Origin of the sequence: Paenibacillus sp. FSL W8-1187 (assembly GCF_037965485.1) — a bacterium.
Lineage (GTDB): Bacteria > Bacillota > Bacilli > Paenibacillales > Paenibacillaceae > Paenibacillus_O > Paenibacillus_O pasadenensis.
The window spans coordinates 3,841,724-3,855,758 of sequence record NZ_CP150181.1; the positions used below are offsets into that span (position 1 = coordinate 3,841,724).

Below are 14,035 nucleotides of genomic sequence, written 5' to 3' on the forward strand. Positions count from 1 at the left end.
GATTAAAGATACATCCTCACTATATCACATTTGCCTGGGCGAGAACCAGTTCTTCGACAAGGCGCAGCGCTTCGCCGAGCTTCGACGGATCCTTGCCGCCCGCCTGGGCCATGTCCGGACGGCCGCCGCCTCCGCCGCCGCAAGCGGCTGCCGCTTCCTTGATGATCTTGCCGGCGTGGAAGCCCTTCTTGACGAGCTCCTGGGGCACCGATACGACAAGGTTGACCTTGCCGTCCGCCGGAGCTCCGAGCGCGATGACCGCCGCCGGCAGCTTGAGCCGCAGCTCGTCGGCGATGCCGCGCAGCGCGTCCATCGTCGGCGCGCTCACCTGAGCCGCCAGCACGGAGACGTCGCCCGCATTCTTGACGCCGCTCTCCAGCTGGCCCGCCTCGATGCGCGACAGCTTGCCTTGCAGCGATTCGTTGTCGCGCTGCAGCTCCTTCACCTGGCCGAGCAGAGCTTCCAGGCGGCGCGGCACGTCGGCCGCGCCAGCCTTCAGCAGGCTCGCCGCCTGCTCCAGCAGCTCGAGCCGTCCTTCGAGATACGCGTAGGCGCTGCGGCCGGTTACGGCCTCGATGCGGCGTACGCCCGAGCCGATGCCGGTCTCGCCTACGATTTTGAACAGTCCGATCTGCGACGTGTTCTCCACATGGCAGCCGCCGCACAGCTCGATGCTGTAGTCGCCGACCTGCACGACGCGCACGACGTCGCCGTACTTCTCGCCGAACAGCGCCATCGCACCCATCGCCTTCGCCTCGGCGATCGGCTTGCTCTCGATCACGACCGGCGTGCCGGCCCAGATCTGCTCGTTGACGCGGCGCTCGATTTCCGCCAGCTCCGCGGCCGAGATCGAGCCGATGTGGGAGAAGTCGAAGCGCAGCCGGTCCGGCTCGACGAGGGAGCCGGCCTGGTTGACATGTCCGCCGAGCGTTTCCTTGAGCGCCTTGTGCAGCAGATGCGTCGCGGTATGGTTTTTGACCGTGTCGCCGCGCGAGGAGGAGGATACCTCGGCCGCCACCTGGCCGCCCTTGCGCAGCGCGCCTTCGACGACGAGCGCATGATGGACCGGCTGGCCGTGCGGCGCCTTGGTGACGTCCTCGACCTGCAGCTTCAGGCCCGGCGCTTGCAGGAGGCCCTTGTCGCCGACCTGGCCGCCGCTCTCGGCATAAAACGGCGTGCGGTCGAGCAGCACGAGCACGCGGCTGCCTTCGCCGGCGATGTCGACAAGCTCGCCGTCCAGGACGATGCCGGTGACGACGGCGTCGCCGACGAGGCGGGAGTAGCCGATGAACTCGCTCGGCTCCGTGAACTCCGACAGGGCGCCGCCCTGCACGCTCATGCCGCCCGTCTCCTGGCGCGCCGCGCGGGCGCGGCTGCGCTGCGCCTCCATCGCCTGGTCAAAGCCGCCGCGGTCGACGCCGAGGCCGTTCTCGCTGGCGTAGTCCTCCGTCAAGTCGAACGGGAAGCCGAACGTATCGTACAGCTTGAACGCATCCTCGCCGCCGATCTCCGTCCGCCCTTCCGCCTTGGCCGCACGGGCCAACTGCTCCAAGAGGCCGAGACCGCCTTCGAGCGTGCGGTGGAACTGCTCCTCCTCGCTGCGGATGGCCTTCTCGATGAACTCGCGTTTCGCGACGACTTCCGGGTAGTAGACGCCCATGATGTCCCCGATCGTCTCGGTCAGGCGGTACAGGAACGGACGGTCGACGCCGAGCGTCTTGCCGTAGCGGACGGCGCGGCGCAGCAGGCGGCGGATGACGTAGCCGCGGCCCTCGTTGGAGGGCAGCACGCCGTCGCCTGCGGCGAACACGACCGTGCGCGCGTGGTCGGCGATGACCTTGAGCGCGATGTCCTTCTCCACGCTGTCCTTGTACGTCACGCCTGCGATCTCGCAGGTTTTCTCGATGATCGGCAGGAACAGGTCGGTGTCGAAATTGGAGTCGACGTCCTGCAGGATCGAGGCGAAGCGCTCGAGGCCGGCGCCGGTATCGATGTTCTTGTTCGGCAGCGGCGTGTAGCTGCCGTCCTTATTGAGGTTGTACTGCGTGAAGACGAGGTTCCACACCTCGAGGTAGCGCTCGTTCTCGCCGCCCGGATACAGCTCCGGATCGGACGGATCGTTGCCGTACTGCTCGCCGCGGTCGTAGAAGATCTCGGTGCACGGGCCGCAAGGGCCTTCGCCGATCTCCCAGAAGTTGCCGTCCAGCTTGACGATGCGCTCCGCCGGCAGGCCGACCGTCTCGTTCCAGAGCCGGTACGCGTCCTCGTCGTCCGGATGCACGGTCACGCTCAGGCGCTCCGGATCGAAGCCGATGTAGTCCTTCGACGTGAGGAACTCCCACGCCCAGACGATGACCTCGTCCTTGAAGTAGTCGCCGATGGAGAAGTTGCCGAGCATCTCGAAAAACGTCTGGTGGCGGCGCGTCTTGCCGACGTTCTCGATGTCGTTCGTGCGGATGCACTTCTGCGCGTTGGTGATGCGCGGATTGTCCGGAATCTCGCGGCCGTCGAGGTACGGCTTGAGCGGCGCGATGCCGGCGTTGATCCAGAGCAGGGACGGATCGTTATGCGGCACGAGCGAGGCGCTCGGCTCGACCTTATGTCCTTTGCTTTCGAAGAATTTCAGCCACTTGGCGCGGATTTCTGCTGCTTTCATGACAAATCCAACCTTTCCTATCGCGGAATGTGAAAAACAAAAAACGCCCCTGTCTGCCGACAGGGACGATTGAACTCGCGGTACCACCCTGGTTATCGCTCCGGCTCCGCGATGTGCGGACGGGCAGCGATCTCCTCGATCCGGCAGATAACGGCTCCGGCGGCCGGTGGAGTTGATCCACGCTCCGAGATCAGCTTCGGCACGCTCTTCGGCAGGCGGATTCTCGCAGCCGTCCGGCGGGCGCTCGGCGCTCCATCCGAAAGGAATCCGTTCTCTGATTGCCGGGCTGCGCCCTACTTGGCATCCCATCAACGCTGTGTCTATGCGGCCTCGCCCCAGCGGGACGTATTTCGGCCATATACCGCCGATTATAGGATAGAGCGGCAGGATTGTCAATTTGTATGGGCGGACGGACGCGACTGGAAGCGGTTGGATTGCTCTGCCGGCTATAGGAGCCTTGGCGAGGTTGCAAAAACGCTTTACACGGTCCGCCGCCGCACGTAATACGCGAACACATGCTGCAGGATCACCTTGAGCGCCGCGAACACGGGCACGGCGAGGATCATGCCGGGAATGCCGGCCAGCTGGCCGCCGACGAGCAGCGCGAAGATGATCATGAGCGGATGGATATGCAGCGTGCGCCCGACGACCTGAGGCGAGATGACGTTCCCCTCCAGGATCTGGCACGCCGTATTGACGACGGCGACAAGCAGCATCATTTTAAACGAAACCGTCGAGGCGACGAGCAGCGCGGGCGCCGCTCCGATGAACGGTCCGAGATACGGAATGACGTTGGTCACCGCGACGATCGAGGCGAGCAGCAGCGCGTAGGGCAGCCCGATGATGGCATAGCCGGCGTAAGCGAGCAGGCCGATGATGACGCAGACGAGGAACTGCCCGCGGATGTAGCTGCCGAGCGCCTCGTCGATGTCCTTGAGCATGCGGACGACCGGCTTGCGATGCGACTTGGGCACGCAGGCGATGACCGCGCGCTCCATCACCTCGAAGTCCTTGAGGATATAGAACACGAGGAACGGAATGATGAAGAACAAGAACACGGCGCCGAGCATGGAGCCGATGTTGTTGATGAAGTCGGTCGTCGATTCCGCGAGCCGCTTCTCCAGCCCGGCGAGCGCGCGGATCATCGCCTCGCGGAAGCTCTCCGGCAGGAACGACGTATGGTTGAAGTCCCGCACGAGGCTCTGCGCCCGCATCGTCAGCTCCGGCGCATGCTCCCCGAGCTCCTGCACCTGCTCGGTCACCATCGGGATCAGGTTCATGAGGATGACGGCGAGCGCCGAGCAGAACACGGCGTAGATGAGCAGGACGGCAAGCGAGCGCGGCACCCGCCTGGCGCTGAGCAGGCTGACGATCGGGTGAAGCACGTAGGCGATGACCATCGCGATCAGGAACGGGGTCAGCACGGCGCTCGCGAAGCGGTATACCGTCAGCAGCAGCGGCTTGAGCAGCAGCAGCAGGAACAGGGCGAGCAGGCCGAGGATCGCGTAGACGAGCCCGAGCAGCATCCGGTTCTGCGTCCATTTTTCCATCCCAGCCCCTCCCCTCTCGCATCCGCTGTCCGAAAGCCGGGACCGTCCAAGCTTGCTGGAGAGCCTGTCTGCCCGGCAGGTCCGTTAAAGTATATGCGGCTTCCGCCGCTCCCATACCTTGCCTGTCCGCTGCCGCGCTTCGCGCTTCGACGGACAGGAAAAACCCCTGACGGAAATCCGTCAGGGGCGCAGCTCCCGATATCTCGGTCGGCCTGCTTCAGTTCGCGTGGATCTCGGACGAGGCGATGTCGTCCTCGAAGAACAGATCGTCCAGCGAGCTGAGCGTTCCGTCCTCCTCGACCTGATAGACCGACATTTTATCGCCGTTGACCGTCAGCTCGATATAGCAGCCCCAGCAGTAAAACTGATGCGAGCCGATCTTGCCGATATCTCGGGAATTGCAGTTGGGACATCTCATGCTCATCGATTCATTTCTCCCTACATTACGGATCGGAAGCTGCGACACGCTCCAGGGCACTCTCGTCCAGCGGCGGGACGACAATCGCATCTTCCCCTAACAAGAAGACATCCGGATCCCGGGGCGCTCTCAGCCATCTCCGACCGTCCTTAAGGTCTGAGACAAATCCGTCCGTCAGTTCAAAGCCTACTACCTGTGTACCCTGATTCGGGTCAAAATAAACATCGCTTATCCGGCCGAGCTGATCTCCCTCCGCCGTGACGACGGGAAGCTCCTTGAGCCGCACGCAGCCGCCGAGGAACGAGCGCGGCAGCGACTTCAGGCGCCTCACCCCGATCGACTCGGCCGAGCGGAGGAACACGCAGTCGGCGCCGCAGACGAGCACGTCGTCCCACAGCACGGTTCGGGCATGGCCCGGCCGCCAGCACCAGCCGTCGAGCACGAAGCCCTGCAGCGTCCAGTGCTCGTCGAACCAGGCGTCGCGGATTTTGCCGGCGCGGGCGCCGGAAGCGGCGAAAAAGGCGGGCTGCCCGATGACTTCCTGCAGCTTCAGCATGCGGTCGGCGGCATTCGGCACGCAAAGCGCCTCCTAAGAAGATTTACGATTACGGCCGAGAAAAGTTTCAACGCGCTCGGCCGCAAGCTCCATTTCTTCTGTAGTATTGCCCAATCCGAAGCTGAATCTTACCGCCGAGCCGGAAAGCTCCTCCGGCACGCCCATCGCCTGCAGCACATGCGAAGGCTCCAGCGCGCCCGCCGTGCAGGCGGAGCCGCCGGAGGCGGCGATGCCGGCCAGGTCGAGATTCATCAGCAGCGACTCCCGGTCGAAGCCGGGAATCGCCAGGTTGACGATGCCCGGCAGCCGCCGCTCGGGATGGCCGAGCAGGACGGCCGCTCCGTCCGTAACCTCCGCCATCCTGCGCAGCCACAGCTCGCGCAGCTGCTCCATCGCGGCCGCGCGGCGCTCCCGCTCGCGCGCGGCGAGCTCGGCCGCGCGGGCGAAGCCGGCGAGGGCGGCGACGTTCTCGGTGCCGCCCCGCCGCTTGCGCTCCTGCGAGCCGCCGACGAGCAGCGGCGCAAGCGGCGTGCCTTGGCGCACGAACAGCGCGCCGACTCCTTGGGGGCCGTTGATCTTGTGGCTCGAGAGCGTCATCAGCGAGATCGGCAGCTCGGCGACGTCGATCGGCAGCTTGCCGTACGCCTGGGCCGCATCGGTATGGAACGGCACCCCGCGCTCCTGCGCCGCCGCCGCCAGCTCCGCGATCGGCTGGAGGACGCCGGTCTCGTTGTTGGCGTACATGATGCTCACGAGCCCGGTATCGTCGCTCAGGCTGTCGCGCAGCTGATCGGGCGAGACGAGACCGTCGCCGTCGACGGGCAGCACGGTGACGCGCCAGCCGCCGCGCTGCAGCCGCTCGCATTCCTTGAGCACGGCATGATGCTCGGCCGCGCTCGTGACGAGATGGCGCTTGCCGCTCGCGGCCTGCGCCTCCAGCACGCCTCGCAGCGCGTAGTTGTCCGCCTCCGTCCCGCCGGAGGTGAAGACGAGCTCATCCGGACGGCAGCCGATCGTGGCGGCGATCGCGTCCCGCGCCGCGCTCACCCGCTTGCGGGCGTCGCGCCCGAAGCTGTGCAGGCTCGAGGCGTTCGCCGGAGGCCCCTGCAGCACCTCGAGCATCGCCCGCGCGGCTTCGGGATGCAGCGGGGTCGTGGCGGCATGGTCGTAATAGATCCGTTCCATCGCGTTTCAAGACCTTTCTCGAATCGGAATCAAATATAGAACATATAGCTGTCGGCTTCGCTCTTGTCCGTATATTGGATGAGGTCGAGCAGCGTCGTGGAGTCGAGCACCTCGGCGATGCTGTCGCGGATGCGCAGCCACAGGTTGCGCTTGGCCGGATCGTCCTCCTCGGTGAAGTCGACCGGCGAGATCGGCCCTTCGAGGATGCGGATCACGTCGCCGGCCGTAATCGTGTCCGGGTCCTTGGACAGGATGTAGCCGCCGTAGGCTCCGCGGATGCTTTTGACGAGGCCGGCGTTGCGCAGAGGAGCGATCAGCTGCTCGAGGTAGTGCTCCGACAGCTGATTCTTCTCGGCGATGCTCTTGAGCGAGATCGGACCTTCTCCGAACTTGGCGGAAAGCTCCATCATAATGGTAAGGCCGTACCGGCCCTTCGTAGAAATTTTCATGGCTGCACCTCTTTCCCTGATTGGTCGACAAACTAAATCAAGGTATTCCCATAATACTGATATGTTAGCACAGTTCAGGGCTGTACGTCCGCTAAATTCGGCGTTCGGCCGCCAGAAATTCATCATCGGATGAAACTCTAGGCTCCGTTGTGCTACAATGGGAGAACTCTTCCCGCCCGGCCGTCAGCGGCAGGGACGGACACAAGTTGTCAGAATAGCAGGGAAGGCTCCAGATTGTCAAGGTGGTGGATTACTATGGCAGCGCAGGAAAGCAACCGCTCCAAGCGGGTTGTCGTCGGCATGTCCGGCGGAGTCGATTCGTCCGTGACCGCCCTTCTCCTCAAGGAGCAAGGCTACGACGTCATCGGCATTTTCATGAAGAACTGGGATGAGACCGACGAGAACGGCGTCTGCAGCGCGGACGAGGATGCCGAGGACGTGCGGCGCGTCTGCGAGCAGATCGGAATTCCCTATTATACGGTCAACTTCGAGCGCCAGTATTACGACAAGGTATTCTCGTACTTCCTCGATGAGTATCGCCGCGGCCGCACGCCGAATCCGGACGTCATGTGCAACCGCGAGATCAAGTTCGGCGAGTTCCTCTCCAAGGCCAAGTCGCTCGGCGCGGACTATTTGGCGACGGGCCATTACGCGCGCGTCGTCCGCGACGAGGAAGGCGTCACGACGCTGCTGCGCGGCATCGACGCCGGCAAGGACCAGACGTACTTCCTGCATCAGCTCAGCCAGGAGCAGCTCGCCTCGGCGATGTTCCCGATCGGCCATCTGCCGAAGCCCGAGGTGCGCCGGATCGCCGAGGAGAACGGCCTCGCGACTGCCCGCAAGAAGGACAGCACCGGCATCTGCTTCATCGGCGAGCGCAACTTCAAGCAGTTCCTGAGCGGCTACCTGCCGGCCCAGTCCGGGCCGATGGTCGATCTGCGCACCGGCGAGACCAAGGGCCGGCATGACGGGCTCATGTACTACACGCTCGGCCAGCGCCAGGGCCTCGGCATCGGCGGCTCCGGCACAGGCGAGCCGTGGTTCGTGGCGGACAAGGATCTGGAGGCGAATATCCTCTACGTCGTGCAGGGCGACGCGCATCCGCGCCTGTACTCCTCCTCGCTGACCGCGAGCGAGGTCAACTGGATCGACCCGCAGCGTCCGGCGGGCGACATCCGCTGCACGGCCAAGTTCCGCTACCGGCAGCCCGATCAGGGCGTCACGCTGCGGCTCGGCCCGGACGGCGGCGCGGAGGTCGTGTTCGACCAGCCGCAAAAGGCGGTCACGCCCGGGCAAGCCGTCGTGTTCTACGACGGCGAGCGCTGCCTCGGCGGCGGCACGATCGAGACCGTGTCGCTCGTCGACGAGCGGACGTTCGCGGAGTCCGGCCGCGCCTGACGGAGGCGGCGGGACGGCCGGGAATGATGCCGGAATTGGGAATCCAAGGCGCTTTTCTGCCTTGGAGCCGTCGGTTCAGGCCGAGAATGGGGATCCAAGGCACTTTTCTGCCTTGGATCTTTCGGTTCAGGCCGAGATCGGGAATCCAAGGCACATTTGTGCCCTGGATTCGCCGATTCAGGCCGAGATTTCTGGATCCAAGGCACTTTTCTGCCTTGGATTCGCCGATTAGGGCCGAAATTTCGGATCCAAGGCACTTTTCTGCCTTGGATTCGCCGATTAGGGCCGAGATTTCGGATCCAAGGCACTTTTCTGCCTTGGATCCGCCGATTCGGGCCGAGATTTCGGATCCAAGGCACTTTTCTGCCTTGGATCCGCCGGTTCAGGCCGAGATTCGGAATCCAAGGCACTTTTCTGCCTTGGATCCGTCGGTTCAGGCCGAGATTTCGGATCCAAGGCACTTTTCTGCCTTGGATCCGCCGGTTCAGGCCGAGAATGGAAAGGGTCTGTCCCCGGTCATCGTCGATGACCTTCGGGACAGACCCTTTTTCGTCGTGCAGCAATTCAGCGAGCGCATCTCCTTGGCTGCGGCGATTGCTAGCGCCGATTTTCCTTCAGCAAGCGTGTCTCCTTGGCTGCGGCGCTAGGGAGCGCCGACTTTCCTTCAGCTGACCGGCGCTCCCTAGCGCCGATCAGCTTCAGCGAGCCCGTTCTAGAAGGGTGTCCCTAAATGTTTTCCGCCCGAATAAGAATAAGCCACAGGACGGTTCGAGCACGCCGGCGCTCAAGCCCTCAAGTGCGGCGCATATACGCCTTCACTGTCAGCGGCGCGAAGATCGCGACGATGGCGGCCGCGGCGAGCAGCGACCAGCCGACCTCGGCCCCGAGCGTCCCTTCGTTCGCCAGATCGCGCACGGCGCTGACCAGATGCGAGACCGGATTGAACTTTACGAACCACTGCAGCCAATCCGGCATCGTCTCGACCGGCACGAACGCGTTGGACAGGAACGTCAGCGGGAACAGCACGATCATCGAGATGCCCTGGACGCTGGAGGCGCTGCGGGCGATGACGCCGAAAAAGGCGAAGATCCAGCTGACCGCCCACGAGCAGACGATGACGAGCACGGCGGCGATGGCCACGTAGCCGAGGCCGCCCTCGGGACGGTAGCCCATCAGATAGCCCATGACGAAGGTCAGCACCGTGGCGATCGTATACCGCACCGTATCGGCGAGGAGCGAGCCGGCGAGCGGCGCGATGCGCGCGATCGGCAGCGACTTGAAGCGGTCGAACACGCCTTTGTCCATATCCTCGCGCAGCTGCACGCCGGTGACGATCGAAGTGCCGATGACCGTCTGCACGAGGATGCCGGGGATGATGACCGGCAAATAGCTGGCCACGTCGCCGGAGATGGCGCCGCCGAAAATGTACGTGAACATGAGCGTGAACAGAATCGGCTGCAGCGTCACGTCGAACAGCTGCTCCGGCGTCCGCTTGATCTTGAGCAGCCCTCGGTACGCCATCGTCAGCGAGTTGCGGAAGGCCTGGACGATGCCGCCCCGCTGGACGATCCGCCTGGAAGCGCCTGCCGGCGCAATTTCGGTCTTCATGCGTTTCTAGCCTCCATTCGTTCGTTGGCGCTGGACGCGTCCGGCGCCGTAGCCGCCGGTCCGCTGCCGGTTATCGTCAGGAACACTTCGTCGAGCGTCGGCTTCTGCACGCTGATCTCCGCCAAGTCGACGCCGGCGCCGCGCAGGGCGATCAGCAGGTCGGTCACCTGGCCGGCCTCCGCCATCGGAGCGGTAATCCGCCCGGCTTCCGCCGTCGCGCTGGAGCGGGTCTGAAGCACGCGCTCCACCGTCTCGCGGGCGGTCGCGATCTGGCCCGGATCCGTCACGCGCAGATGGAGCGACGAGCTGCCGACCGACGCCTTCAGCTCGTCTCCGGTGCCCTCGGCGACGACGCGACCGCGGTCGATGACCGCGATGCGGTCAGCCAGCTGGTCGGCCTCGTCCAGATACTGCGTCGTCAGCAGCACGGTCGAGCCGCTTTTGACGAGCCTGCGGATCGTGTCCCACATCTGCGCCCGCGTCCGCGGATCAAGGCCCGTCGTCGGCTCGTCGAGGAAGATGAGCGGCGGCTGCGAGATCAGGCTGGCCGCCAGATCAAGCCGCCTGCGCATGCCTCCGGAGAAGTTTTTGAGCGGCCGCTTGGCCGCTTCGGTCAAGCCGAATTCCTCCAGCAGCTCCGCCGCCTTTTGGCGCGACTCGGCGCGGCCAAGACCGAGCAACCTAGAGAAGATTACGAGATTCTCGGTCGCGCTTAGCGACTCGTCGACCGAGGCGTACTGTCCCGTCACGCCGATCAGCTGCCGCACCTGCTGCGGCTTCTGCATCACGTCGACGCCGAAGATGCGCGCCTCGCCCGCATCGGGGCGCAGCAGCGTCGCGAGCATGCGGATCGTCGTCGTCTTGCCCGCTCCGTTCGGGCCGAGCACGCCATAGATCGAGCCGGCGCGCACCTTCAGGTCCACGCCGTCGACAGCCCGATTGTCGCCGAACTGCTTCACGAGTCCGCGCGCTTCGACCGCCCACTCGCTCGTGCTGGCTGGATTGGATTTCATCGTTGTTCATCCTCCCTGGTTATCGTTCGCTGCAAGCATAACCCTCGAATGTGAACTCGATTTGAACCGAATCAAAGGAAATCGCGAGGCATTTATGGATGATGGATTGCGAGAAGCAGATTGGGGTGCAGGCTGTTCCTGCGGCGCGGACGGAACCGTGCAAGGGAATTCGCCCTTTTTGTTTTTTTGGCCAGCGACGTCGAGAGGATGCCGCTTGTCCGTGAGCGGGAGCGACGCCGGCGCGGCAGTCGCGAAGCCCCGCCTTCCGCGGCATGCGGACGCCGGAATACGGACGCGGCTCGGCATAGGCGCCTTGAATGGCCGGGCGCTCTCCCCCATAATAGAATTCAATTGAAGCGACAGAGAGGATCGATGCTTGATGTTGAAACGAAAACCGGCGCCTGCGGTCGTCTCCAAGGCTAAAGGAAACACGCTGCTGCTGGAGCGGGCTTTCGAGGCCTCGCCCTCGCAGCTGTACCGGGCCTATACGGAGGAGGAGCTGCTCCGCGAGTGGTGGGGGCCGAAGGGCTGGACGGTGGCGGAGAGCCGCATGGAGCTGCAGCCGGGCGGCTTTTGGCATTACGGGCTTGCAGCCGAGGACGGCAGCCGGAAGACTTGGGGCAAGTTCGTCTACCGCGAGCTGCAGGAAAACGAGCGGCTCGTCTACGAGGACTACGCCGCGGACGAGTCCGGAGCCGTGCCCGAGGGACAGGGCCTGCTCGTCTCCCTGGAGTTCCGGGAGGAAGGCGGCCGCACCCGGCTCGCGAGCCGCGCCGAGTTCGTCTCTTCCCAGGCGCTGAAGCGCTCGCTCAAGCTCGGCGTCGTCGAAGGCATGAGCCAGACCTGGGATCGGCTGGCGGCCTGCCTCCGCCGCATGGACCGCGAAAAAGGCTGATTCGGACGTCCAGAAGGGACGGATGCCCGAAACAGCCTTATGAATGCTGACTGCTGACTGCTGAATGCTGACTGCCGACGCCCTGGCTGGCGCCGAGGGCAGGCTGCTGCCTGCCTTCGGCCGGCCTTTCAGCTGCCCGTATCGCGCAGGCTCCGCTCCGCGTCGAACTCGTCGGTGATGTCGCCGACGATCTCCTCCACGATGTCCTCCAGCGTCACCAGCCCCGCCGTGCCGCCGTATTCGTCGATCAGGATCGCGAGCTGCGCCTTGTCCTGCTGCATCCTTGCCAGCAGCGCATGGATGCGCGTCGACGCCGGCACCGCCGCCACCGGACGGATCAGGCCGTGCAGGTCGGTCGCCTGCATGCCCGCGCGGAGCAGGTCCTTGATGTGGACGAAGCCGATCACGTCGTCCTTGTCGCCGTCGCATACCGGATAGCGTGTGAACATGCGCTGCAGGGCGGCGGCTTTATTCTCCTCCAGCGAACGGTCCACGAACAGGCAGACCATGTCCGTCCGCGGAATCATGATCTCCCTCGCCTGCGTATCCGCAAAGTCGAAAATATTGTCCATGAGCGTCAGCTCCGCCGGATCGATCAGCCCGCTCCTGCGGCTCTCCTGCATGAGCAGGCGCAGCTCCTCCTCGTTATGCGCCGGCTCCGGCCCGGAAGCCGGCTCGAGTCCGCTCCAGCGCAGCAGCCGGCCGGCCATGCTGTCCAGCACGCGGATGACGGGATAGAGCAGCGAGTGGAGCAGGATAAGCGGGCGCGAGGTCCAGAGCGTCACCTTTTCGGCCTGGCGGATGGCAAGCGTCTTGGGAGCGAGCTGGCCGAGCACGATGTGGAACAAGGCGATGAAGCCGAAGGCGGCGACGAACGTGACGGTCCCGGCCGCCGGACCGCCGAAGCCGAAGCGCAGCAGCAGCGGCTCGAGCAGCGCCGCGACGGCCGGCTCCCCGACCCAGCCGAGGCCGAGCGAGGCGAGCGTAATGCCGAGCTGGCAGACGGAGACGAAGGAATCGAGGCTGCCGGTCAGGCGGGAGGCGAACCGCGCCTTACCGTTGCCTTCGGAGACGAGAGCGCTGATGCGGCTACCGCGTACTTTCACCATCGCGAGCTGCGCGGCGACAAAAAAGCCGTTCAGGAAAACGAGAAGCACAATAAGCAGCAAGCTGATGCCGAGCGGCAAGGGGTCGTCGGACACGCTCTTCCCTTCTTCCGCTCCTTGACGGATGCGGAAGTCGGGCGCACCTCCTCCAGTTCAAGTCGATTATCTCTATGTGTATGGACGGAGGAGCCGCAATATTCAAGCTTCAGGCTTGTCAGGGAATGAGGAGGAGCTTGCCGGTTGTCCGGCGGCTTTCCATCTCACGGTGAGCTTTCGCAGCTTCTGTCAACGGATAAACGCCGCCGAGCTCAATGTTCAGCTTGCCTTGAGCAATCCAATCGAAAAGGCGCGCGGCGCGCTCACGCAGCAGCGCGGTCGTGGGAATGTGGTCGGTGAAGACGGCATAGCCCAGCTTGATGCTTTTCGGCAAGCTCATGATATCCAACGAGCCGGGACCGCCGAGAACGGGTCCGTACCAGCAGAACGTTCCCGAACGGCGCAGAGCCGCCATCGACCCCGCAAATGTCGTTGGACCGGATCCGTCGTAGACGATATGCACGCCCTCGCCGTTAGTCAGGTCGCGTACTTGCTCAGCAAACTTTCCTTCCCTGTCGACGATGACGTGATCGGCGCCGGCCTTGCGCGCCGCTTCAGCCTTTTCTTCACTGGATACGCGACCGATTACCGTGCCGCCGCGCAGCTTTACGATCTGGGTGAGGAGCTGGCCGAGGCCGCCAGCCGCCGCATGGACGAGCACGGAGTCGCCTGCCTGTACGGGATAGAAGTCGGTGGCGAAGTGGCTGGCGGTCAACCCCTGCATCATGACCGCAGCGGCAGTTCGGTCATCGATGGCGTTTGGAATGCGAACGAGCGAATCGACAGGCGCGACCAGCTTCCCGGCATAGCTGCCAGGCACAAAGACCCATGCCACGCGGTCTCCGACAGCGAAGTCCGTCACGCCTTCTCCAACCGCCTCAATGCGCCCCGCGCCCTCCACGCCTAAAATTTTCGGGTTGGGCATTTCCACCCATGCGCTCCCGCGCCGGACACCGATATCCATGAAATTGACTCCAGCAGCAGCGACATCAATCCGTACTTCTCCGACTCCGGGCATGGGATCAGGGCGCTCCACATATTCAAGTCGGTCGGCTTCGCCGACCCCATTCATTACAATCGCTTTCATCGTCATCACCTTTTTTGA

General features: G+C 64.2%; 12 protein-coding genes and 1 pseudogene. 3 read left to right on the top strand and 10 right to left on the bottom strand.

Annotation, left to right across the window (positions count from 1 at the left end):
- Nucleotides 1-19: 19 nt before the first annotated feature.
- The 6 genes from alaS to NYE40_RS16615 all read right to left on the bottom strand — a co-directional run bounded on the left by alaS (nucleotide 20) and on the right by NYE40_RS16615 (nucleotide 6,814).
- Nucleotides 20-2,656 carry an alanine--tRNA ligase gene (gene alaS, locus NYE40_RS16590; protein WP_028597552.1) on the bottom strand — a complete coding sequence of 879 codons (2,637 nt, stop codon included), beginning with the start codon at nucleotides 2,654-2,656 and terminating at the stop codon, nucleotides 20-22.
- A gap of 479 nt (nucleotides 2,657-3,135) precedes the next feature.
- Nucleotides 3,136-4,206 (bottom strand): AI-2E family transporter, encoded by a 1,071-nt coding sequence (locus NYE40_RS16595; protein WP_028597551.1) that lies wholly within the window; start codon nucleotides 4,204-4,206, stop codon nucleotides 3,136-3,138.
- 217 nt (nucleotides 4,207-4,423) lie between these two features.
- Nucleotides 4,424-4,624 (bottom strand): hypothetical protein, encoded by a 201-nt coding sequence (locus tag NYE40_RS16600; protein ID WP_028597550.1) that lies wholly within the window; start codon nucleotides 4,622-4,624, stop codon nucleotides 4,424-4,426.
- Nucleotides 4,625-4,649: 25 nt separating this feature from the next.
- Nucleotides 4,650-5,201: a PRC-barrel domain-containing protein gene (locus tag NYE40_RS16605; protein ID WP_228551615.1), complete on the bottom strand. Its 552-nt coding sequence runs from the start codon at nucleotides 5,199-5,201 to the stop codon at nucleotides 4,650-4,652.
- Nucleotides 5,202-5,213: 12 nt separating this feature from the next.
- Nucleotides 5,214-6,365: a cysteine desulfurase family protein gene (locus NYE40_RS16610; RefSeq protein WP_028597548.1), complete on the bottom strand. Its 1,152-nt coding sequence runs from the start codon at nucleotides 6,363-6,365 to the stop codon at nucleotides 5,214-5,216.
- A 29-nt stretch (nucleotides 6,366-6,394) separates the two neighbouring features.
- On the bottom strand, nucleotides 6,395-6,814 hold the full coding sequence (locus NYE40_RS16615) for an Rrf2 family transcriptional regulator (RefSeq protein ID WP_028597547.1): 420 nt from the start codon (nucleotides 6,812-6,814) through the stop codon (nucleotides 6,395-6,397).
- A gap of 255 nt (nucleotides 6,815-7,069) precedes the next feature.
- Between NYE40_RS16615 and mnmA the strand changes: the two genes are divergently transcribed.
- Nucleotides 7,070-8,212 (top strand): tRNA 2-thiouridine(34) synthase MnmA, encoded by a 1,143-nt coding sequence (gene mnmA, locus NYE40_RS16620; protein WP_028597546.1) that lies wholly within the window; start codon nucleotides 7,070-7,072, stop codon nucleotides 8,210-8,212.
- A gap of 317 nt (nucleotides 8,213-8,529) precedes the next feature.
- A complete protein-coding gene (locus NYE40_RS16625; RefSeq protein ID WP_146000457.1) occupies nucleotides 8,530-8,859 on the top strand; it encodes a hypothetical protein in 330 nt (109 codons plus the stop codon).
- Nucleotides 8,860-9,004: 145 nt separating this feature from the next.
- Here NYE40_RS16625 and NYE40_RS16630 read toward each other — a convergent pair.
- Both NYE40_RS16630 and NYE40_RS16635 read right to left on the bottom strand, forming a co-directional pair.
- Nucleotides 9,005-9,748: pseudogene (locus NYE40_RS16630) on the bottom strand (ABC transporter permease); the annotation flags it as partial.
- Between the two features lie 68 nt (nucleotides 9,749-9,816).
- Entirely contained in the window at nucleotides 9,817-10,833 is a 1,017-nt protein-coding gene (locus NYE40_RS16635) for a daunorubicin resistance protein DrrA family ABC transporter ATP-binding protein (protein WP_028597543.1), read from the bottom strand.
- A 379-nt stretch (nucleotides 10,834-11,212) separates the two neighbouring features.
- Between NYE40_RS16635 and NYE40_RS16640 the strand changes: the two genes are divergently transcribed.
- Nucleotides 11,213-11,728 carry an SRPBCC domain-containing protein gene (locus tag NYE40_RS16640; RefSeq protein WP_052332952.1) on the top strand — a complete coding sequence of 172 codons (516 nt, stop codon included), beginning with the start codon at nucleotides 11,213-11,215 and terminating at the stop codon, nucleotides 11,726-11,728.
- Nucleotides 11,729-11,856: 128 nt separating this feature from the next.
- Here the strand turns inward: NYE40_RS16640 and NYE40_RS16645 are convergent, their stop codons facing one another.
- Both NYE40_RS16645 and NYE40_RS16650 read right to left on the bottom strand, forming a co-directional pair.
- Complete coding sequence (locus tag NYE40_RS16645; RefSeq protein WP_101807916.1) at nucleotides 11,857-12,930, bottom strand: hemolysin family protein; 1,074 nt, start codon at nucleotides 12,928-12,930, stop codon at nucleotides 11,857-11,859.
- A gap of 118 nt (nucleotides 12,931-13,048) precedes the next feature.
- Nucleotides 13,049-14,017 carry a quinone oxidoreductase gene (locus NYE40_RS16650; RefSeq protein WP_028597541.1) on the bottom strand — a complete coding sequence of 323 codons (969 nt, stop codon included), beginning with the start codon at nucleotides 14,015-14,017 and terminating at the stop codon, nucleotides 13,049-13,051.
- Nucleotides 14,018-14,035 lie beyond the last annotated feature (18 nt).